The 19925-nt window shown below is 72.4% G+C and carries 17 protein-coding genes; 15 read left to right on the top strand and 2 right to left on the bottom strand.

The window, feature by feature from the left end; translation table 11 throughout:
• Window positions 1–208 precede the first annotated feature (208 nt).
• From OG338_RS05850 to OG338_RS05800, 11 genes are all read left to right on the top strand, one after another.
• Window positions 209–1693: an aldehyde dehydrogenase gene (locus OG338_RS05850; RefSeq protein ID WP_405936294.1), complete on the top strand. Its 1485-nt coding sequence runs from the start codon at window positions 209–211 to the stop codon at window positions 1691–1693.
• A gap of 38 nt (window positions 1694–1731) precedes the next feature.
• Window positions 1732–2679, top strand: coding sequence for a VOC family protein (locus tag OG338_RS05845; RefSeq protein ID WP_405936293.1), 948 nt, complete (start codon window positions 1732–1734; stop codon window positions 2677–2679).
• Window positions 2676–3515 (top strand): aspartate dehydrogenase domain-containing protein, encoded by an 840-nt coding sequence (locus OG338_RS05840; protein WP_405936292.1) that lies wholly within the window; start codon window positions 2676–2678, stop codon window positions 3513–3515. Before OG338_RS05845 ends, OG338_RS05840 begins: the two co-directional genes overlap by 4 nt.
• An 8-nt stretch (window positions 3516–3523) precedes the next feature.
• The gene (locus OG338_RS05835) at window positions 3524–4315 is read left to right on the top strand and encodes an alpha/beta fold hydrolase (RefSeq protein ID WP_405940330.1); all 792 of its coding nucleotides are present in this window, start codon (window positions 3524–3526) and stop codon (window positions 4313–4315) included.
• Window positions 4316–4355: 40 nt separating this feature from the next.
• Entirely contained in the window at window positions 4356–4877 is a 522-nt protein-coding gene (locus OG338_RS05830; protein WP_405936291.1) for a cupin domain-containing protein, read from the top strand.
• Window positions 4877–5635: an SDR family oxidoreductase gene (locus OG338_RS05825; RefSeq protein ID WP_405936290.1), complete on the top strand. Its 759-nt coding sequence runs from the start codon at window positions 4877–4879 to the stop codon at window positions 5633–5635. Before OG338_RS05830 ends, OG338_RS05825 begins: the two co-directional genes overlap by 1 nt.
• A gap of 63 nt (window positions 5636–5698) precedes the next feature.
• Complete coding sequence (locus OG338_RS05820) at window positions 5699–6493, top strand: SDR family oxidoreductase (RefSeq protein ID WP_405936289.1); 795 nt, start codon at window positions 5699–5701, stop codon at window positions 6491–6493.
• 35 nt (window positions 6494–6528) lie between these two features.
• The gene (locus tag OG338_RS05815; protein WP_405936288.1) at window positions 6529–8199 is read left to right on the top strand and encodes a thiamine pyrophosphate-binding protein; all 1671 of its coding nucleotides are present in this window, start codon (window positions 6529–6531) and stop codon (window positions 8197–8199) included.
• A complete protein-coding gene (locus tag OG338_RS05810; protein WP_405936287.1) occupies window positions 8196–9152 on the top strand; it encodes a PDR/VanB family oxidoreductase in 957 nt (318 codons plus the stop codon). The genes OG338_RS05815 and OG338_RS05810 overlap by 4 nt, the downstream gene beginning before the upstream one ends.
• Window positions 9153–9172: 20 nt before the next feature.
• Window positions 9173–9394 carry a recombinase-like helix-turn-helix domain-containing protein gene (locus OG338_RS05805; RefSeq protein ID WP_018104535.1) on the top strand — a complete coding sequence of 74 codons (222 nt, stop codon included), beginning with the start codon at window positions 9173–9175 and terminating at the stop codon, window positions 9392–9394.
• A 7-nt stretch (window positions 9395–9401) separates the two neighbouring features.
• Window positions 9402–10469 carry a Rieske 2Fe-2S domain-containing protein gene (locus OG338_RS05800; RefSeq protein WP_405936286.1) on the top strand — a complete coding sequence of 356 codons (1068 nt, stop codon included), beginning with the start codon at window positions 9402–9404 and terminating at the stop codon, window positions 10467–10469.
• Between the two features lie 48 nt (window positions 10470–10517).
• Here OG338_RS05800 and OG338_RS05795 read toward each other — a convergent pair whose 3' ends face one another.
• Entirely contained in the window at window positions 10518–11030 is a 513-nt protein-coding gene (locus OG338_RS05795; protein ID WP_405940329.1) for a MarR family winged helix-turn-helix transcriptional regulator, read from the bottom strand.
• Window positions 11031–11157: 127 nt separating this feature from the next.
• Here OG338_RS05795 and pepN point away from each other — a divergent pair, with 127 nt between their 5' ends.
• From pepN to OG338_RS05775, 4 genes are all read left to right on the top strand, one after another.
• Complete coding sequence (gene pepN, locus OG338_RS05790; RefSeq protein ID WP_405936285.1) at window positions 11158–13659, top strand: aminopeptidase N; 2502 nt, start codon at window positions 11158–11160, stop codon at window positions 13657–13659.
• A 223-nt stretch (window positions 13660–13882) separates the two neighbouring features.
• On the top strand, window positions 13883–15286 hold the full coding sequence (locus OG338_RS05785; protein ID WP_405936284.1) for a pyridoxal phosphate-dependent decarboxylase family protein: 1404 nt from the start codon (window positions 13883–13885) through the stop codon (window positions 15284–15286).
• Window positions 15283–16695 carry a lysine N(6)-hydroxylase/L-ornithine N(5)-oxygenase family protein gene (locus OG338_RS05780; protein WP_405936283.1) on the top strand — a complete coding sequence of 471 codons (1413 nt, stop codon included), beginning with the start codon at window positions 15283–15285 and terminating at the stop codon, window positions 16693–16695. The genes OG338_RS05785 and OG338_RS05780 overlap by 4 nt, the downstream gene beginning before the upstream one ends.
• Before the next feature lie 220 nt (window positions 16696–16915).
• Complete coding sequence (locus OG338_RS05775) at window positions 16916–18007, top strand: peptidoglycan-binding protein (protein ID WP_405936282.1); 1092 nt, start codon at window positions 16916–16918, stop codon at window positions 18005–18007.
• A 74-nt stretch (window positions 18008–18081) separates the two neighbouring features.
• Here OG338_RS05775 and OG338_RS05770 read toward each other — a convergent pair whose 3' ends face one another.
• The gene (locus tag OG338_RS05770) at window positions 18082–19893 is read right to left on the bottom strand and encodes a bifunctional metallophosphatase/5'-nucleotidase (RefSeq protein ID WP_405936281.1); all 1812 of its coding nucleotides are present in this window, start codon (window positions 19891–19893) and stop codon (window positions 18082–18084) included.
• Between the last annotated feature and the right edge of the window lie 32 nt (window positions 19894–19925).

The raw sequence follows: 19925 nt of genomic DNA, 5'->3' as shown, positions 1-19925 counted from the left end.
GAACCTCTGTAAGCACCTAGCTTCTTAGGGCTTAAGTTCTACCGGTCCGGGGGCGGCGGCCGTCAAGGGCCGGGGAGCAAAAGACTTTTTGCCCGGGCTTTTTGTTCAGGGGGGCTTGCGGGCAATTACTTAAGTGCTTAGCTTTTTAGCCCTGAGGTACCGGCTCCGGCCGGACCGGGAACCGATCACGACCGCAGGAGGCCAACCGATGCTTGCCGACGAGGTGTTGGTCGCAGGGCAGTGGCGCCAGGGCCGGGGCGCCCCCATCGAGACCATCGACCCGGCCACCGGCCAGGTCATCGCCACCGTGCACGCCGCGTCCCTCGAAGACGTCGAGGCCGCCGCCGCAGCAGCCACCCGGGCGGCCCGGGACCCCGCCTGGCGCGAGCTGCCCGCCCACCTCCGGGCCCGGCTGCTGCACCGCGTCGCCGACCTCGTCGAGCAGGACGCCGACCGGCTCTCCGCCCTCCAGACCGCGGACACCGGCAAGTGCCGCACCGAGACCCGGGCCCTCGTGCTCAGCGCCGCCGGCACCTTCCGCTACACCGCCGCCGCCCTGGAGACCGCCGAGGACGCGCTCACCCCGGCCCGCGGCCCGTACCTCACGATGAGCGTCCACGAACCGATCGGCGTCGTCGGCGCGATCACCCCCTGGAACTCGCCGATCGCCAGCGACGCCCAGAAGCTCGCCCCCGCCCTCGCCGCCGGCAACGCCGTCCTCCTCAAGCCCGCCGAGTGGACCCCGCTCGTCGCCCTCGCGCTCGGCCGCCTGGTCCATCAGGCACTCACCGAAGCCGGGCTGCCGACGGCCCTGCTCTCCGTCCTGCCGGGCCGCGGCAGCGTCATCGGCGACGCGATCGTCCGCCACCCCGCCGTCGGCAAGGTCACCTTCACCGGCGGTACGGAGACCGGCCGCACCCTCGCCCACGCCGCCGCCGGCAAGCTGATGCCGGTCTCCCTCGAACTCGGCGGCAAGTCGCCGACGATCGTGCTGGAGGACGCCGACCTCGAACAGGCCCTCGCCGGTGTGATGTACGGGATCTTCTCGTCCAGCGGCCAGAGCTGCATCGCCGGTTCCCGCCTCTTCGTGCACCGCTCCCGTTACGAGGAGTTCCTGGGCGAGCTGGTGGCCCGTACGGAGAAGCTGCGCGTCGGCCCCGGCACCGACCCGGACACCCAGGTCGCCCCGCTGGTCCACCACCGCCACCGCGACAGCGTCGCCGCCTATGTCGACCTGGCCCGGGCGGAGGGCGCCACCGTCCGGTGCGGGGGAGCGGCCCCCGAGGGCGAGCGCTACCGGGACGGCGCCTACTACCTGCCCACCGTCCTGGACGGCCTGCCGAACACCGCCAGGGTCTGCCGGGAGGAGATCTTCGGACCGGTCCTGGCCGCCCTGCCCTTCGCGGACGAGGACGACCTCGTCGCCCAGGCCAACGACAGCGTCTACGGGCTGGCCTGCGGGATCTGGACCCGCGACCACGCCCGGGCCTGGCGGCTGGCCCGCCGTATCGACGCGGGCACCGTCTGGATCAACACGTACAAGCAGTTCAGCATCTCCACCCCGTTCGGCGGGCTGAAGGACAGCGGCATCGGCACCGAGAAGGGCCGCGACCTCATCCGCGGCTACCAACGGCAGAAGTCCCTCTACTGGGCCACCGGCACCACCCCGCTGCCCTGGGCCGCCGCCCACTGACACCGCACGCGCCCCACCCACCCGAGCGGGAGGACCCCATGCCCCACGACCACCCCCACGACCGGCCGATAGCCCGGCTCCGCGCCCTGCGCTCCGTCGAACTCCACACGCCCGCCCTCACCGAGTCCGCCGACTTCTACGCCGAGGTCTGGGGCCTGGAACCCGTCGAACGCGACACCGACGCCAGCTGGCTGCGCGGCACCGGCGGAGAACACCACGTCCTGCACCTCACCCGCGCCGAGCGCAACGGCCTCGGCCGCATCAGCTTCGCCGTCGCCACCCCCGCCGAGATCGACGAGGCCGCCCGCCGCCTCCTCGCCAGGGGCATCGTCCCCGTCGCCGGGCCCGGCCCGCTCGACCAGGTCGGCGGCGGCTACGGACTCCGCTTCACCGACCCCGAGGGCCGGCTGATCGAGCTCAGCGCCCAGACCCACGCGGTCACCCCGCGCGGCCGGGACGGCGCCGTCCCCGTCGGCGTCACCCACACCGTGCTCAACACCACGGACATCGACGCCGCCGTCTCCTTCTACACCGCCGTGCTCGGACTGCGGGTCTCCGACTGGTCCGAACACCAGATGGCCTTCCTGCGCTGCAACGCCGACCACCACTGCATCGCCTTCAACCAGGCCGAGTGGACGTCCCTCAACCACGTCGCGTACGAGATGCCGTCCGTCGACCACTTCATGCGCGGCCTCGGCCGGCTCCGCCACCACGGCATCACCCCCCAGTGGGGCCCCGGCCGGCACGGACCCGGCAACAACACCTTCTCCTACTTCACCGACCCGGCCGGACTCGTCTGCGAATACACCTCCGAGGTCGCCCAGATCGTGGAGGACGCCTGGATCGCCAAGGTCTGGCGCCGCACCCCCGACCTCTCCGACCTCTGGGGCACCGCCGGACCCCCGTCCCCCGCAATCCGCCGCCACATGGCCGGCACCCCGGACCCCGGTCCGCTCGCCACCACCCCCCAGGAGGTGACCGCATGACCGCCGTCCTCACCCCCCGCCCGGACACCCCCGCCCGCCCCGGCCCCACCGTGCGCCGCGTCGGTCTCGTCGGCTGGGGCGCCATCGGGCGCGTCGTCGGCACCGCCCTCGCCGAGGGCCGTGTCCCCGGCGCCGAACTCGCCTGTGTCATCGACAACCGGCCGCTCGTGGACGCCCCGGCCCCCCAGCTGTCCTTCGAGGACGCCCTCGCCGTCTGCGACCTCGTGGTCGAAGCCGCCGGTCAGGCCGTTGTACGGGAATGGGCCGAGCGCGTCCTCACCAGCGGCGCGGACCTGCTCATCGCCTCCACCGGCGCCCTGGTCGACCCCGAACTCACCGCCCGGCTGCGCGCCGCCGGACCCGGCCGCGTCTACTTCACCGGGGGCGCCGTCGGCGGGCTCGACCTCCTCCAGGCCGTCCGCGGCCTCGGCCCCCTCACCTCCGTCACCCTCACCACCACCAAGCTCCCTGCCACCCTCCACCAGCCCTGGATGGACGACGCGCTCACCGCCCGGCTGCGCACCACCACCGGACCGGTCGAGGTCATGCGCGGCACCGCCCGGGACGTCCCGGTGAAGTTCCCCAAGTCGACCAACGTCGCCGCCTCGGTCGCCCTGGCCACCGGCGACCCGGACCTGGTCGAGGTCGTCGTGGTCGCCGACCCGGCCGCCACCCTCACCCGGCACGTCATCGAGGCGGCGGGCCCGCACGGCAGCTACCGCTTCGAGGTCGCCCACCGGCCCGACGCCGCCAACCCCGCCACCAGCCAGGTCGTCCCGCACGCCGTGCTCCGCAGCCTCGGCGCCGTCGTCGGCCGGGCGGGGCAGATCCTGTGACCGCCGCGATGCTCAAGCCCGGGGCCGTCCACACCCGCGAGGCCGGCGACCCGGACGCCCCGCTGCTGCTCTGCCTCCACGGCATCGGCTCCTCCTCCGCCGCCTTCGCCCCCCAGCTCGACGGCCTCGCCGACCAGGTACGGGTCGTCGCCTGGGACGCCCCCGGCTACGCGGACTCCGCCGACCCGGCCCATGCCCCCGGTCTCGACGGATACGCCGACACCGCCGCCGCCCTCATCCGCGAACGCGGCGGCCCCGCCCATGTCCTCGGCGTCTCCTGGGGCGGCGTCATCGCCCTGCGCCTCGCCGTCCGCCACCCGGACCTGGTCGCCTCGCTGATCGTCGCCGACTCCAGCCGGGGGTCCGGCACCGACCCGGACAGGGCGAAGGCCATGCGCGGGCGCGCCGCACAGCTCGCCGCCCAGGGGCCGGAGGCGTTCGCCGCCGCCCGGGGGCCCCGGCTCGTCTCGGACGGCGCACCGCCGGAGCTGGTCGCCCGCGTCGTCGCCACCATGGCCGGCTCCGTCCGCGGCCCCGGCTACGGATACGCCGCCGAGGCCATGGCGGACGCCGACCTCACCGACGACCTGCCCGCCATCACCGCACCGGCCCTCGTGCTCTGCGGCGAACAGGACACGGTCACCGGCACCGACGAGTCCCAGGCCATCGCCGGGGGCCTGGCGAAATCCGTCTACGTCACCCTCTCCGGCGCCGGACACCTCGCCAACCAGGAACGCCCCGAGGCGTTCAACGCCTGGGTCCGCGCCCACCTCCACGTCGTCGCCCGCGTACCCGCGTAACGACGCCCCCCCACCCACCCCGACACACCAGGAGCATCCCGTGCCCATCGACAGGACCCCGTACGAGAACAACGGCGACCTCGCGAAGTTCACCGACTCGCTCATCGCCACCAAGGACTCCCGCGAACCCGACTGGAACACCCTCTCCTTCCAGGAGAAGGCCGGCGCCCAGTACCGCCGCGCCCAGATCCGGTACGTCGGCTCCGGCGCCACCGGCAACCACGAGAGCGACAACCGCATCCTGCCCTCGGGCGGCTTCACCCTCTCCAACATGCTGCTCCCGCCGGGCGCCGAGGGCCCCGAGCACACCCACCACGACGTGGAGGAGGCGTTCTTCGTCCTGGAGGGGCAGGTCAGGGTCGGCATCCACCGGGGCGCCGACGAGACCGAATACCGCACCCTCGGCTACCGGGACATGATCGTCGTCCCCGCCGGAGTGGCCCGCTCCCTGAAGAACGAGGGCGACACCGACGCCCTCTTCTGCGTCATCATCGGCACGCGGAAGCCGCAGGTGCCGACCTACCCCGAGCACTCGCCGATGCACGGCGTCACCCGCGACTGATGGCCGCCGACGACACCCCCCGCACGGTCGTCGTCACCGGCGCCGGCCGCGGCCTCGGACTGGCCGCGGCCCGCCGGATCGGCGGCGACGGACACCGCGTCGTCATCGCCGAACTGGACGAGGCCACCGGCCGGCAGGCGGCCGGGACGCTGCGCGCCGACGGCATCACCGCGGACTACCACCCGCTCGACGTCGCCGACCCGGACTCCGTCGCCGCCCTCGCCGACACCCTCGCCCGTGACGGCAGCCGGCTGTACGGGCTGGTCAACAACGCCGGACTGGCCAACGCGGTGGGCGGCAAGCCGTTCCACGAGATCGACGTCGCGGCGTGGGACCGCATCATGACGGTCAACGCGCGCGGGCCGTGGCTCGTCGCCCGCGCCCTCCTTCCGCTGATGCGGGCCCACGGCGCCGGACGCGTCGTCAACCTCGCATCGGACGCCGCGCTCTACGGTTCGCCCCGGCTCGCCCACTACATCGCGTCCAAGGGCGCCGTGATCTCCCTGACCCGGGCGATGGCCCGCGAGACGGGCGACCACGGCATCACCGTCAACGCGGTGGCGCCCGGCCTCACCGAGGGGGAGTCCGCCGTGGACATCCCCGCCGAACGCCACGAGCTGTACCGGCTGAACCGGGCCATCTCCCGCCCTCAGCAACCGTCCGACCTGGTCGGCCTCATCGCTTTCCTGATCGGTGAGGAGTCCGGCTACATCACGGGCCAGACGTTCGCCGTGAACGGCGGCTTCACGATGCATTAGCCCTGCGGACGGCAGCGCCCACACCACGCCCCACCGCACCCCCCCCACCGAAAGGAGCCGCACATGGACCTCCAGCTGAAAGGCCACCGCCTCCTCGTCACCGGCGGCAGCTCCGGCGTCGGACTCGCCACCGTCCGCGCGCTCCTCGCGGAGGGCGCCCGCGTCGCCACCTGCGGCCGCCGCCCCGACGCCCTCGCCGCCGCACTCGACGGCCTCGCCGGACCCGACACGCTGTTCCACGCCCCCTGCGACGTCACCGACGAGGCCGCCGTACGCGCCTTCACCGACGCCGCCGCCGACCGCTTCGGCGGACTCGACGGCCTCGTCAACAACGCCGGCGCCTCCCGGCTGAAACCCTTCGCCGAGACCACCGCCGCCGACTGGCGCGAGGAGCTGGAGCTCAAGTTCTTCGGCGTCCTCCACCCGCTGAACGCCGCCCTGCCCCACCTCCGCGCCTCCGGCGCCGCCCGCGGCGCCTCCGTCGTCAACATCAACGCGGTCCTCGCCAAACAGCCCGAGACCCGGCTGATGACCACCAGCGCCGCCCGCGCCGGCATCCTCAACCTCTCCACCTCGCTGTCCAAGGAACTCGCCCCCGACGGCATCCGCGTCAACTCCGTCTGCCTCGGCCTCATCGACACCGGGCAGTGGGAACGCCGGTACGCCGCCTCCGGCTCCCCGCTGGACTACCCCGCCTGGCAGGCCGAACTCGCCGCCGACCGCGGCATCGCCCTCGGCCGCCTCGGCAACGCCGACGAAGTCGCGTACGCCGTCACCACCCTCCTCTCGCCCCGCGCCTCGTACATCACCGGCACCACCGTCGACGTCTGCGGCGGCGTCAACCGCGCCGTCGCGTAACCCCACCCGCCACCCCCTCACCAGGAGCACCCGACATGACCCGACCCAACGGCGGCGACCTGCTCGTCGAGACGCTACGAGGACTGGGCGTCGACACGGTGTTCGGCATCGTCAGCGTGCACAACCTGCCGCTCGTCGAAGCCGTCGACCGCGACCTGCGCTTCGTCCCCGTCCGCCACGAGGCCGCCGCGGTCAACGCCGCCGACGGCTACGCCCGCGCCACCGGCCGGCTCGGCTGCGCCCTCACCAGCACCGGTACGGGGGCGGGCAACGCGGCCGGCTCCCTCATCGAGTCCCTCAGCTCCGGCACCCCTGTTCTCCACGTCACCGGGCAGATCGACAGCGCGTACCTCGGCTCCGGGCGCGGCTTCATCCACGAGACCAAGGACCAGCTCGGCATGCTCCGCGCGGTCTCCGCGCACGCCGTCACCGTCACCGACGCCGAAAGCGCGGGCGACCTGCTGCGCGACGCGGCCGCCCGCGCCCTGACCGCCCCGCACGGCCCGGTCAGCGTCGAGTGGCCCATCGACCTCCAGTTCGCCCCCCAGCGGCTCACCGGCGCCCCCGTCCCCGCACCCGCCGCCCCGGCCCTGCCCGACCCGGCGCTCCTGGACGAGGCGGCCGCCCTGCTGTCCGCCGCCCGCCGCCCCCTCCTCTGGGCCGGCGGCGGCGCCAACCACGCCCGCCCCGAGGTCGCGGCCCTCCTCGACGCCCTCGACGCCGGACTCGTCACCTCCAACTCCGGTCGCGGCGCCGTCCCCGAGTCCGACGAGCGGGTCCTCGGCAACTACGCCACCGCCCCGGCCGGCCGCGCCCTGCTCGCCGAGGCCGACGTGCTGCTCACCATCGGCACCCACTTCCGCTCCAACGAGACCGCCGACTACGCCCTCGAACTCCCCGCCACACACCTCCAGATCGACCTGGACCCGGCCGCCCTCGCCCGCGTCTACCCGGCGACCGTCGCCCTCGCCGGCGACGCCTCCGCCGTACTCGCCGCCCTCCTCGGCCGCGTCACCAGCGGCAGTACGGAGAAGAGCTGGCCCGGCCGCGTACGCGAGGCCCGTACCGCCGCCCGGGCCGCGCAGCGCCACGCCATCGGCCCGCAGGCCGCGATCAACGACGCGATACGCGACGCCTGCCCGCCCGGGTCCGTCATCGCCCGGGACGTCACCATCCCGTCCTCCACCTGGGGAAACCGGCTCCTGGAGATCACCGACCCGGCCACCAACGTCTTCCCGCGCGGCGGCGGCATCGGCCAGGGGCTCGCCATGGGCATCGGCGCCGCACTCGGCCGCCCCGGCACCCCCACCGTCGTCATCGCCGGCGACGGCGGCCTCGCCGTCCACCTCGGCGAACTCCTCACCCTCGCCCAGGAGAAGCCCGACCTCACCCTCCTCGTCTTCAACGACGGCGGCTACGGCGTCCTGCGCAACATGCAGGACGACCACTTCCCCCGCCGCTCCGGCGTCGACCTCGCCACCCCCGACTTCGCCCTCCTCGCCGCCGCCACCGGCATCCCGTACGCGCGGATCGCCGCCGAGGCCGACGCCGGACCCGTCATCAAGGAAGCCGTCGCGACCCCGGGCCCCACCCTCGTCGAGATCGACCTCACCGCACTCGGCCCGATGAACACCCCGTTCACCCCGCCCGTCAAGCTCCCCGCCGCCGCCACCGACACCCCCGCAGAAGGAGGCAACCCGTCATGACACCCGCCGAGGAGCCCCGGCTCGACCTGCTCGTCCACCGCATGACCTGGGAGGCCGACGGAGTCCTGAGCATCGAACTCACCCACCCCGACGGCAAACCCCTCCCCGCCTGGCGGCCCGGCGCCCACATCGACGTCCACACCGGCGGCCACATCCGCCAGTACTCGCTGTGCTCCGACCCCGACGACCCCGCCCGCTGGCGCATCGGCGTCCTGCGCGAACCCGCGTCCCGCGGCGGCTCCGCCCACATCCACAGCGAACTCCGCCCCGGCCGGACCGTCCACGTCCAGGGCCCCCGCAACCACTTCGCGCTCGACCCCGACGCCCCCGGCTACCTCTTCGTCGCCGGCGGCATCGGCATCACCCCGCTCCTGGCCATGGCCCGCGAGGCCGCCCGCACCCGCACCCCCTGGCGGCTCGTCCACGGCGGCCGCACCCGCGCCTCCATGGCCTTCACCGCCGAACTCACCGCACTCGCCGGACAGCCCGGCGGCAGCGTCGAGTTCATCCCCCAGGACGAACAGGGCCACCCCGACCTGGACACCCTGCTCGACGGCCTCGCACCCGGCACCCAGGTCTACTGCTGCGGCCCCGAACCCCTCCTCGCCGCCGTCGAGGAACGCTGCCCCGACGCCCGTACCGAACGCTTCGCCGCACCCGCCGCCGCACCCCGCGACGGCGAGGACACCGGCTTCGACCTCGTCTGCTCCCGCACCGGCCGCACCGTTGAGGTCGCCCCCGGCACCTCCGCGCTCGACGCCCTGGAGAACGCCGGCATCCCCGTCGCCTCCTCCTGCCGCGACGGGATCTGCGGCACCTGCGAGACCAAGGTCCTCGAAGGCACCCCCGACCACCGCGACTTCCTCCTCAGCGAGGGTGAACGCGCGGCCGGCGCCTCGATGATGCTCTGCGTCTCCCGCTCCCGCACCCCCCGCCTCGTACTCGACCTCTGACCCGTCCGAAGGGAGCCGACATGACCGGCCCGCAGTACCTCGACCCGCACCAGGCCCGCACCGCCGAGCCCACCCCGTACGAGAAGAAGCTCGCCGCCGTGATCGAGGAGGTCTTCGGCGGCGGGGCCCACGACCTGCCCGGACTCGTCGCCGGACTCAACGCCCGCGACCTGCCCGCCCCCGACGGCAGCCCCTGGACCGAGGACACCTTCCGCGCCGAGATGCGCCGACTGGGAGCGTGAGACAGCCATGACCACCGCCACCACCCCCGTGACCCCGGGCACCCCCACCCGCCCCTCCGAGGTCGCCCGCCCCGGCGACCGCACCGCCGACCGCCTCTTCGCCACCGGCATCCGCAACCAGTGGTACGCCGTCTGCCCCTCGGACTTCGTGCCCGCGGGCGGCATGAAACGGCTCACCCTCCTCGGCGAGGAATGGCTCCTGTTCCGCCGCGCCGACGGCACCCTCCACATGCTGGAGGACCGCTGCCCGCACCGCGGCGCCCGCCTCTCCCTCGGCAAACACCTCGGCGACCGCATCGCCTGCTGGTACCACGGCGTCCAGGTCGACGGCACCGGCACCGTCGCCGCCGTCCCCGGCCTCCCCGGCTGCAATCTGGAGGGCAAGCAGCTCGTCGCCGCCCCCCACCTCATCGAGACCGGCGGCGCGATCCTCGCCTACTTCGGCGACCACGCCCACGCCGAACCCGTCCCGCTCACCCTGCCCGAACCCCTCACCGACCCCGGCACCTCGGCGTTCCTCTGCTACGCCGAGTGGAACGTCAACTGGCGCTACGCCGTGGAGAACCTGCTCGACCCCATGCACGGGTCGTTCCTCCACCGCGACTCGCACAGCATGGCCGAGGGCCAGACCACCGCCCGCTTCCGCATCCGCGAGACCGAACGCGGCTTCTTCTTCGAGAAGACCGACCAGAGCGGCGTCAACTTCGACTGGGTCGAGCTCTGCCGCACCGGCGTCGACTGGGTCGACCTCACCATCCCCTACCCGCCGACCGCGGGCCCCGGCGGACCCTTCGGCATCGTCGGCATGGCCACCCCCATCGACGAGGACCGCTGCGCCGTCTTCTTCTGGCGCTACCGCGAGGTCACCGACTGGCAGCGCGACACCTGGCGCTTCCTCTACAAGACGCTCCTGGAGGACCGGCACTGGGAAGTCCTCGAACAGGACCGCGTCATGCTGGAGGACCTGCGCGCCGACGCCGACCAGGCGGAGAACCTCTACCAGCACGACCTGGGCGTGGTCCGCGTACGCCGCATGTACCGCACCGAGGCGGAGTCTCAGGCGGCGACGGCCTGACACCCCCGCACCGGGGCCCGGCGGCCCCGGTGCGCCCGCGGGGTGCCTCTACTCCCCGCCCTCCGCGTCGAGCACCGACCGCTCCAGCTTCCCCAGCAGCCGCGCCAGCTCCACGCACTCCGCCTCCGACAGCCCCGCCAGCATCCGCCGCTCGTTCTCCAGATGCTCCGAGAACAGCGCGTCGATCAGCGACAACCCCTCGTCCGTCAGCCGCGAGTGCACCACCCGCCGGTCCTGCGGATCACGCTCCCGCCGGATCAGCCCGTCCTTCTCCAGCCGGTCTATCCGCAGCGTCACACCCGCCGAGCTGATCAGCCCCGAATCCGCCAGCTCACCCGCCGTACGCCGGAACGGCGCCCCCGCCCTCCGCAACGCCGTCAGCACATCGAAACCGGCCATCGACAGACCCTTGCGCTCCACGGGCCGCGAGATCGACGTGCTGTACCGCAGGAACGCCCGGTGCAGCCGGCCGAAGACCTCCAGCGGAGCCGTGTCCAGCTCCGGCCGCTCCCGCCGCCAGTCCGCCACGATCGACGCCACCGCGTCCGCCCGCTCCGTCATCCCGGCCACACCTCCGTGCAGGTACACCATGGGGTAAGAATCTTAGCCCTCAAATGACCCCGGGCGGCCGTCCGCCCCCAGCGGAACCCGCCTGCGCACCGCCCGGCCGATACGGCAGCATGTCCCCATGTCCGTACTGACGCGCGATGAAGCGCAGGCCCGAGCCCAGATCCTCGACGTACAGCGATACACGATCGAACTCGATCTCACCGCGGGGGAGGAGACCTTCGACTCCCGTGCCGTGATCGAGTTCACCGCCCGGGCGGCCGGTGACACCTTCATCGAGCTCAAGCCCGCCACCCTGCGCTCCATCAGCCTCGACGGGCAGCCGCTGGACCCCGCGCACCTCACCGAGAACCGGTACCCGCTCACCGGCCTCACGGCCGGACCGCACGAGATCCGCGTCGACGCCGCCATGCGCTACTCCCGCACCGGCGAGGGCATGCACCGCTTCACCGACCCCAGCGACAACGAGACATACGTCTACACCCAGCTCTTCATGGAGGACGTCCAGCGCGTCTTCGCCGCCTTCGACCAGCCCGACCTCAAGTCGGTCTTCGCCCTCACCGTCACCGCCCCCGAAGGCTGGACCGTCCTCGGCAACGGCGTCACCGAGCACACCGGCGACGGCCGCTGGACCATCGCCCCCACCCCGCCGCTCTCCACCTACCTCGTCGCCGTCGCCGCCGGCCCCTGGCACTCCGTGACCACCGAGCACGCCGGACTGCCCTTCGGCATCCACTGCCGCCGCTCCCTCGCCCCCCACCTCGACGCCGACGCCGACGAGATCCTCGACATCACCCGGGCCTGCTTCGACCGGTTCCAGGAGAAGTTCACCGAGCCGTACCCCTTCGACTCCTACGACCAGGCGTTCGTCCCCGAGTTCAACGCCGGCGCCATGGAGAACCCCGGACTCGTCACCTTCCGCGACGAGTTCATCTACCGCTCGGCCGTCACCGACACCGAACGCCAGACCCGCGGCATGGTCATCGCCCACGAGATGGCCCACATGTGGTTCGGCGACCTCGTCACCCTCGCCTGGTGGGACGACATCTGGCTCAACGAGTCCTTCGCCGAGTACATGGGCTACCAGACCCTCGCCGAAGCAACCAGGTTCACCGACACCTGGGTCGACTTCGGCGTCGCCCGCAAGGGCTGGGGCTACGACGCCGACCAGCGCCCCTCCACCCACCCCGTCGCCCCCGACCCGGCCGACGTCCCCGACACCGCCTCCGCGCTCCTCAACTTCGACGGCATCTCCTACGCCAAGGGCGCCTCCGCCCTGCGCCAGCTCGTCGCCTGGCTCGGCGAGAAGGACTTCCTCGCCGGCATCAACACCCACTTCGCCCGCCACAAGTTCGGCAACGCCACCCTCGCCGACTTCATCGACAACCTCGCCTCGGCCACCGACCGGGACGTCCACGCCTGGGCCGACCAGTGGCTCCGTACCACCGGAGTCGACACCCTCACCGCGCACACCACCGAGACCGACACCACCTGGTCGCTCACCGTCGGCCACCGGGGCACCCGCCCCCACCGCATCAGCGTCGGGGTGTACGACCACAGCCTCGACACCCAGCACGGGCCCACCCCCCTCGTCCTGCGCGAACGCTTCGACGCCGGCATCCCCGAGGAAGCCCCCGTCACCCGCCCCGGCCGCCGCCCCGCCCTCGTCGTCCTCAACGACGAAGACCTCACCTACGCCAAGATCCGGCTCGACCCGCACTCCTGGAACACCGTCCTGGACAGCCTCTCCGGCATCCCCGACGCCCTCACCCGCGCCGTCGTCTGGAACGCCGCCCGCGACATGGTCCGCGACGGCGAACTCGCCCCCAGTACCTACCTCGAAGCCGCCCGCGCCCACCTCCCGTACGAGACCGACCTCGCCCTCCTCCAGGGCGTCCTGGCCTTCGCGGACACCCAGGTCGCCGGCCGCTACACCGCCCCCGAGGACCGGCCCGCCGCCCTCGCCACCCTCACCGCCCTCTGCCGCGACCTCATCCGCCGCACCGAGGACGGCACCCACCCCGGACTGCGCCTCACCGCCGTCCGCCACCTCATCGACGCCGCCACCCAGCCCGACACCATCCAGGGCTGGCTCGCCGACGACACCGTCCCCGGCGGGCCCGAACTCGACCCCGAGCTGCGCTGGCGCATCCTCACCCGCCTCGCCGTCCTCGGCGCCACCGACGAAGCCGCCATCGACGCCGCCCTGGAGGACGACCCCAGCGCCACCGGCCAGGAAGGCGCCGCCCGCTGCCGCGCCGCCCTGCCCACCCCCGAGGCCAAGGCCGCCGCCTGGGACGCGATGTTCCACGACGACAGCCTCTCCAACTACCTCTTCACCGCCACCGCCCAGGGCTTCTGGCAGCCCGAACAGACCGACCTCGTACGGGCATACGTGCCCCGCTTCTACCCCGAGGCCGCCCAGCTCGCCGCCCGCCGGGGCCCCGCCATCGCCGACGCCGCCGGGCGCCACGGCTTCCCCGCCCACGCCGTCGACGCCGACAGCCTCCGCACCGGCGAGGAGGCCCTGAACGACCCGGCCCTCATCCCGGCCCTCCGCCGCAAGCTCATCGACCAGATCGACGACCTGCGCCGCGCCCTGAACGTACGCAACGCCAACTGACCCCACCCGCACCACCCGTGCCCGGCCCGCCCCTCACCACGAGGAGCGTGCCGGGCACGGCCATACCACCTCGACCCCCGATATCGCACCCCCATCCACACCCCGCCACCCTTTCGAGTTCAGATCACCCGGTCCCCGGCCGCGCCACCCGAAACCCGGACAAGCTGGCACGCACACCCATGCCCGCAGCCCGTCCCCGCGCGTCCGAAGGACCACCCGACCCATGCCCGTACCGCCCCTCGCCGGGTCCACCACCGGACCCGACGCCCTGCGCCCCCTCCTCGACACCGTCCTCGCCGCCCTCGCCGAAGGCGCCCGGCGCCGCGACGGCCCCCTCCCCGCGGGCGGGCCCGACACCGTCACCCCCCGCACCCGCACCGCCCTCACCCCCCTCATCCCGGACCAGGGCACCGGCGCCCACGACGCCCTCGCCACCCTCGTCCAAGCCCTCACCGAAGGCGCCGCCGACCCGGCCGACCCCCTCTGTGCCGCCCACCTCCACACCCCGCCCCTCGCCCTCGCGGCCGCCGCCGACCTCGCCGCCTCCGCCCTCAACCCCTCCATGGACTCCTGGGACCAGGCCCCCGCCGCCTCCACCCTCGAAGCCGACACCACCGCCGCGCTCGCCGCCGAGGTCTACCCCGGCCACCCCGCACCCGACGCCCTCATCACCACCGGCGGCACCGAGGCCAACCAACTCGGCCTCCTCCTCGCCCGCGAACGCCACGGCCCCGTCCAGACCCTCACCGGCGCCAACGCCCACCACAGCTTCACCCGCGCCGCCTGGCTCCTCGGCCTCCCCGAACCCCTCACCGTGCCCGCCCCCACCGGCACCATCGACCTCCACGCCCTGCACGACACCCTCGCCCGCAACCACGGACAGGGCCCGCTGCTCGTCACCGCCACCGCCGGCACCACCGACACCGGGCAGATCGACCCCCTCACCGACATCGCCGACCTCTGCGCCCACCACGGCGCCGAACTCCACATCGACGCGGCCTACGGCGGACCCCTCCTCTTCAGCCCCGCCCACCGCCACCTCCTCGACGGACTCGACCGCGCCGACAGCGTCACCCTGGACCTCCACAAACTGGGCTGGCAGCCCGCCTCCGCCGGCATCCTCGCCGTCCCCGACCGGCACCACCTCCACGCCCTCCACCACCAGGCCCCCTACCTCAACGCCGACGACGACACCGAAGCCGGCCTCCCCGACCTCCTCGGCCGCTCCCTGCGCACCACCCGCCGCCCCGACGTACTCAAGATCGCCGTCACCCTCCGCGCCCTCGGCCGCACCGGACTCGCCGACCTGGTGGACCGCACCTGCGCCGCCGCGCACACCCTCGCCGACCTCGTCACCGGCACCCCCGGGCTCGAACTCCACGACCGCCCCACCATCAGCACCGTGCTCTTCCGCCCCACCGGCGCCGACGACCACACCGTCGCCACCGTCCGCCGCACCCTCCTCACCCGCGGCCACGCCGTACTCGGCCGCACCCACACCCACGGCCGCCTCTGGCTCAAGGCCACCCTCCTCAACCCCCACACCACCCCCGACGACCTGCACCGCCTCCTCGCCCTCGTCAGCCACCTCACCGCCGAACTCAAGGAAGGCAGCACCCTCCGATGACCGCCGCCCCGGCCACCCCCGACCCCCTCCGCACCCACGACCTCGTCGGCATCGGCATCGGCCCCTTCAACCTCTCCCTCGCCGCCCTCGCCCACGGTCTGCCCACCCCGCTCACCACCGCCTTCTACGAACAGCGCCCCGCCTTCCACTGGCACCCCGGACTCCTCATCGACGGCGCCACCCTCCAAGTCCCCTTCCTCGCCGACCTGGTCACCCTCGCCGACCCCACCAGTCCCTGGAGCTTCCTCAACTACCAACGCACCCAGGACCGCCTCTACCCCTTCTATTTCGCCGAGCGCTTCCACATCCACCGCGCCGAATACGACGCCTACTGCCGCTGGGTCAGCACACAGCTCCCCGGCCTCCACTTCGGCCACCAGGCCGACGCCATCCGCTGGGACCCCCAGACCGCCCGCTTCGACGTCGACCACACCCAGCTCGACGCCCACGGCGAAGCCGAATCACTCGGCCGCACCCACACCCGCCACATCGCCCTCGGCGTCGGCACCGAACCCCACATCCCCGAACCCCTCAAACCCCTCACCGACAGCGACACCGGCACCGCCCCCGTCATCCACTCCGCCGACTACCTCCACCACCGCGACCGCCTCCTCCAGGCCCGCCACATCACGGTCATCGGCTCGGGACAGTCCGGCGCCGAGATCTTCCTCGACCTCCTCCGCGCCCGCCCCACCGGCAACGAAGGGCTCCACTGGCTCGCCCGCACCCCCGCCTTCGCACCCATGGAGTACTCGAAACTCGGCCTCGAACACTTCACCCCCGACTACACCCGCTACTTCCACGCCCTCCCCGAAACCGTCCGCGACACCCTCGTCCCCCAGCAATGGCAGCTCCACAAGGGCATCGACCACGACACCATCGCCGCCATCCACGACGAGCTCTACCGCCGCACCCTCCACGGCGGCTGGCCCGACGCCACCCTCACCCCCGGCGTCAGCGTCCGCACCGCCGGACGCGTCGCCAACACCCGCGTCGAACTCCACCTCGACCACACCCAGCAGGGAACCCGCACCCGCCTCACCACCGACGCCGTCGTCCTCGCCACCGGCTACCGAGAACGCCCCCTCGACACCCTCCTCCACCACCTCGCCCCCCACCTCCGCCGCGACACCGCAGGCCGCCCCCGCGTCGACGCCCACCACCGCCTCGACCTCGGCCCCGCGGTCACCGGCCACATCTACGTACAGAACGCCGAACGCCACACCCACGGCGTCGGCGCCCCCGACCTCGGCCTCGCCGCCTGGCGCAGCGCCACCATCCTCAACGACCTCACCGGCACCACCCCGTACCCCCTCCCGAAGCGCACCGCCTTCACCACCTTCGGCCTCACCCAGCCCGCCATCCCCACCCAGCACCCCACCCTCGTCCCCCTCACCCACAACAACTGACCCACCAGGCCCCGAGACAAGCCGCCCACCAATCGCCGACATTGTTGGGGTCACGTCACTGCCGGATGCGGCTTTCGCACAACGCTGGGCCAACGCCACCGCACTTGCCATCGTGGTGCCCCGTCAGCCACCTCAGGCGGCACACCAGGAACGACAGCACCCCGCACCAGCGGGCGCCGTCCGACCGTGTGCCGCACCTGGACTCACCTCGGGGGACACCATGTCAGTCACGCGCCGCACCCAGATCGCCCTCGCCGGCCTCGTCGCCGCGGGAATCGCCGCCGCCGCCGTCGGCGTCGTACCGTCACTCACCGACGACACCACCGACCAGAAGAACATCGCCGCCACCAGAGACGCGGACTACGGCCCCGAACCCGAGACCGACAGCGGCCTCGTCACCCAGGCCGGCCAGATAACCTCCATGGCCTCCGGCACGATCTCACCCGACACCATGATCAACCGGGCCCGCACCTGGCTCACCGCCAACGGCGGACACCAGGTCCCGTACAGCATGCAGCGCGTCTGGAAGGACGGCTACCGCCAGGACTGCTCCGGGTTCGTCTCCATGGCACTCGCACTCGGCAAGCCCGGCCTCAACACCGTCGGCCTCGCCGACAGCCGAAACGGCGTCACCAAGCACCTCAGCAGCACCAGCCAGCTGAAAAAGGGCGACCTCCTCATCGACGCCAGCACCAGCGACGGCGACTTCCGCCACGTCGTCATATTCGAGAAGTGGGCCAACTCCTCGCACAGCTCCTACTGGGCCTACGAACAGCGCGGCTCCCACGGCACCACCCACCGCACCCTGAGCTACGGAATCGGCAAGGACAACTACGACCCCTACCGCCCCCTCAAGCTCAGCGGAAGCAGCAGCGGTGGCGGCGGCAGCACGCCCTCCACCCCCAGCGCCGCCTGGCCCGTCCTCAAGAACGGCTCCAAGGGCACCGACGTCCGCTCCGCCCAGCAACTCCTCATCGCACGCGGCTACTCCATCGCCGCCGACAGCAGCTTCGGCCCCGCGACCCGCGCCGCCGTGATCCGCTTCCAGAAGGCCCACTCCCTCGCCGCCGACGGCGTCATCGGCCCCAAGACCTGGGCCAAGCTCATCGTCACGGTCAAGTACGGCACCAAGGGCCAGGCCGTCAAGGCAGCCCAGAACCAGCTCAAGGTCTACGGCTACACCCTCACGGTCGACGGCAGCTTCGGCGCCAAGACCAAGTCCGCGACCCTCGCCTTCCAGAAGAAGCACCACCTCGCCGCCGACGGCGTCATCGGCCCCAACACCTGGCGCACCCTCCTCGGCACCCGCTGACACACCACGGCGGCCCCCTTCCCACCCGCACCGCGGGAGGAAAGGGGGCCGCCGTCGCATTCAGCCGGACACCACTAGAACACCGGCACCCCGTCCCGCGTCAGCTTCCAGTCCACCGAAGCGAACTCCGCCGGGTCCACCGAACCCTTCGCCTGCACCCAGGCGATGATCGTGTTCCGGATCTCCTCCGAATTCGCCCACAGCTGCTTCGCCGCCGGAACATGCGGGAAATTGCCGCCCCCGCTCGCCCGGTAGTTGTTCACCGCCAGCACGAACTGAGCCTTCGGGTCCAGCGGCTTCCCCTCGAACGACGGATTCACGATCCGCGAACCCACCGGCTTCGCGATGTCGATGTCATACGTGAGACCCGACACCGCGTCGTAGTTGTAGTCCGGGGTGTCGTCCGCATTCGTCAGCTTCTCCGGATCCACCGGAGCACCCGCCGCCGTCCGCACGTAATACTTCGCCGAGAACTCCAGGTACTCCAGGATCTGCGCACCCGTCACCAGACGCGCCTCCAGCGTGTTCTCGAACGGATACAGACCCGCCGCGTCCTTGATCGTCACGTCCCCGGCCGGAATCCGCGCCGTACGCGAGAAGCACGACGCCTGCGAAAGCACCGGCAGCTCCGCGTACTCACCACCCGCCAGCGCCGCCTTCACCGTCTCCGCCTGCACGACGTTGATCAGATCGATGATCGGCTCGTCCTTCCACGCCGCCTCCGCCGTCGTCATCTCCGACGCCGCCGTACCGATCACCTGATTGACGTACGCCACGACCTTCCGGTGCTCGTCCGCCAGCAGCCGCGTGATCTTCCGGTCCTCCGCCGCCGTGTTCGAGTTCAGCACCCGCGAACCGGCCTTCTCGACCACCCAACGGCCCTTCTCCCACACCACCTCGAAGTCGAACAGCGTCAGCCGCTGCCCCCACTTCAACGGCTCCGAGAGCACGACCTTCTTCCCGGTCTCCTTGTTCTCCACGAAGTACTCGGGAATCTCCAGATGCGCGTGGCCCACCAGGATCGCGTCGATCCCCGGCACCTGCTCCGCCACCAGACCCGCTGCGTTCTCCACGTACGGGATCTGGTCCCCGTACGACGACGTCCCGCTGTTCCCCGAGTGCGCCGACACGATCACCACGTCCGCGCCCATCGAACGCAGCCGCGGCACATACTTCGCCGCCTGCTCCTCAAGACCCGGGAACACCATCTTCCCGCTCACGTTCGCCTTGTCCCAGATCGCGATCCCCGGGTTCGTCAGCCCCAGGACCGCCACCTTCACATCCCGGCCGTGCGGCGTCCGCAGCTTCTTGATGACATACGGCGCGAACGCCGGCCGCAGCGTCTTCGCGTCCAGCGCGTTCGCCCCGAGCAGCGGGAAGTCGCACTGCTCCTCGAACTTCCGCAGCACCGGAATGCCGTAGTTGAACTCGTGGTTCCCCAGCGCCGCCGCGTCATAGCCGATCGCGTTCATCGCCTGCGCCATCGGGTGCACCGGGCCGCGCTTCGCCGTGATCGGGTCGATCTTCGCGTAGTAGTACGAGAGCTGCGTGCCCTGAATCGTGTCACCCGCGTCGATCATCAGGGTGTTGTGCCGGCCCTTCTCCCGCCGCACCTGCTCCACCAGCGTCGAGATCTTCGCCAGACCGACGTCGTTGTGGTCCTTGTCGTCGAACTCGGCGTCCGTGAAGTAGTCCCAGTTGAAGACGTTCCCGTGCAGGTCCGTCGTCCCCATCACGGTGAACGCGTACCGCTTCTGCGGACGCCCGTGACCATGACCGTGCCCGCGCCCGTGCGCCTGGGCGGGCGACGCGGCGCCGCCCACCACCACCGCACCCGCGCCGGCCGCGGCCGATGTCCCCAGGAACGTCCTTCGGTTCAGCGGCATCTCGTCTCCCACATATCGGTGCACTTGGTGCG

This window comes from Streptomyces sp. NBC_00726 (genome assembly GCF_045161735.1).
Lineage (GTDB): Bacteria > Actinomycetota > Actinomycetes > Streptomycetales > Streptomycetaceae > Streptomyces.
The sequence above is the reverse complement of the archived record's forward strand: the minus strand, read 5'-3'. Positions and strand labels throughout refer to the sequence as shown.

Bases quoted from the DNA above. Each gene is read 5' to 3' on its own strand.
- OG338_RS05850 (WP_405936294.1), top strand. From the start codon at position 209: ATGCTTGCCGACGAGGTGTTGGTCGCAGGGCAGTGGCGCCAGGGCCGG.
- OG338_RS05845 (WP_405936293.1), top strand. From the start codon at position 1,732: ATGCCCCACGACCACCCCCACGACCGGCCGATAGCCCGGCTCCGCGCC.
- OG338_RS05840 (WP_405936292.1), top strand. From the start codon at position 2,676: ATGACCGCCGTCCTCACCCCCCGCCCGGACACCCCCGCCCGCCCCGGC.
- OG338_RS05835 (WP_405940330.1), top strand. From the start codon at position 3,524: ATGCTCAAGCCCGGGGCCGTCCACACCCGCGAGGCCGGCGACCCGGAC.
- OG338_RS05825 (WP_405936290.1), top strand. From the start codon at position 4,877: ATGGCCGCCGACGACACCCCCCGCACGGTCGTCGTCACCGGCGCCGGC.
- OG338_RS05820 (WP_405936289.1), top strand. From the start codon at position 5,699: ATGGACCTCCAGCTGAAAGGCCACCGCCTCCTCGTCACCGGCGGCAGC.
- OG338_RS05815 (WP_405936288.1), top strand. From the start codon at position 6,529: ATGACCCGACCCAACGGCGGCGACCTGCTCGTCGAGACGCTACGAGGA.
- OG338_RS05810 (WP_405936287.1), top strand. From the start codon at position 8,196: ATGACACCCGCCGAGGAGCCCCGGCTCGACCTGCTCGTCCACCGCATG.
- OG338_RS05805 (WP_018104535.1), top strand. From the start codon at position 9,173: ATGACCGGCCCGCAGTACCTCGACCCGCACCAGGCCCGCACCGCCGAG.
- OG338_RS05800 (WP_405936286.1), top strand. From the start codon at position 9,402: ATGACCACCGCCACCACCCCCGTGACCCCGGGCACCCCCACCCGCCCC.
- OG338_RS05795 (WP_405940329.1), bottom strand. From the start codon at position 11,030: ATGACGGAGCGGGCGGACGCGGTGGCGTCGATCGTGGCGGACTGGCGG.
- pepN (WP_405936285.1), top strand. From the start codon at position 11,158: ATGTCCGTACTGACGCGCGATGAAGCGCAGGCCCGAGCCCAGATCCTC.
- OG338_RS05785 (WP_405936284.1), top strand. From the start codon at position 13,883: ATGCCCGTACCGCCCCTCGCCGGGTCCACCACCGGACCCGACGCCCTG.
- OG338_RS05780 (WP_405936283.1), top strand. From the start codon at position 15,283: ATGACCGCCGCCCCGGCCACCCCCGACCCCCTCCGCACCCACGACCTC.
- OG338_RS05775 (WP_405936282.1), top strand. From the start codon at position 16,916: ATGTCAGTCACGCGCCGCACCCAGATCGCCCTCGCCGGCCTCGTCGCC.
- OG338_RS05770 (WP_405936281.1), bottom strand. From the start codon at position 19,893: ATGCCGCTGAACCGAAGGACGTTCCTGGGGACATCGGCCGCGGCCGGC.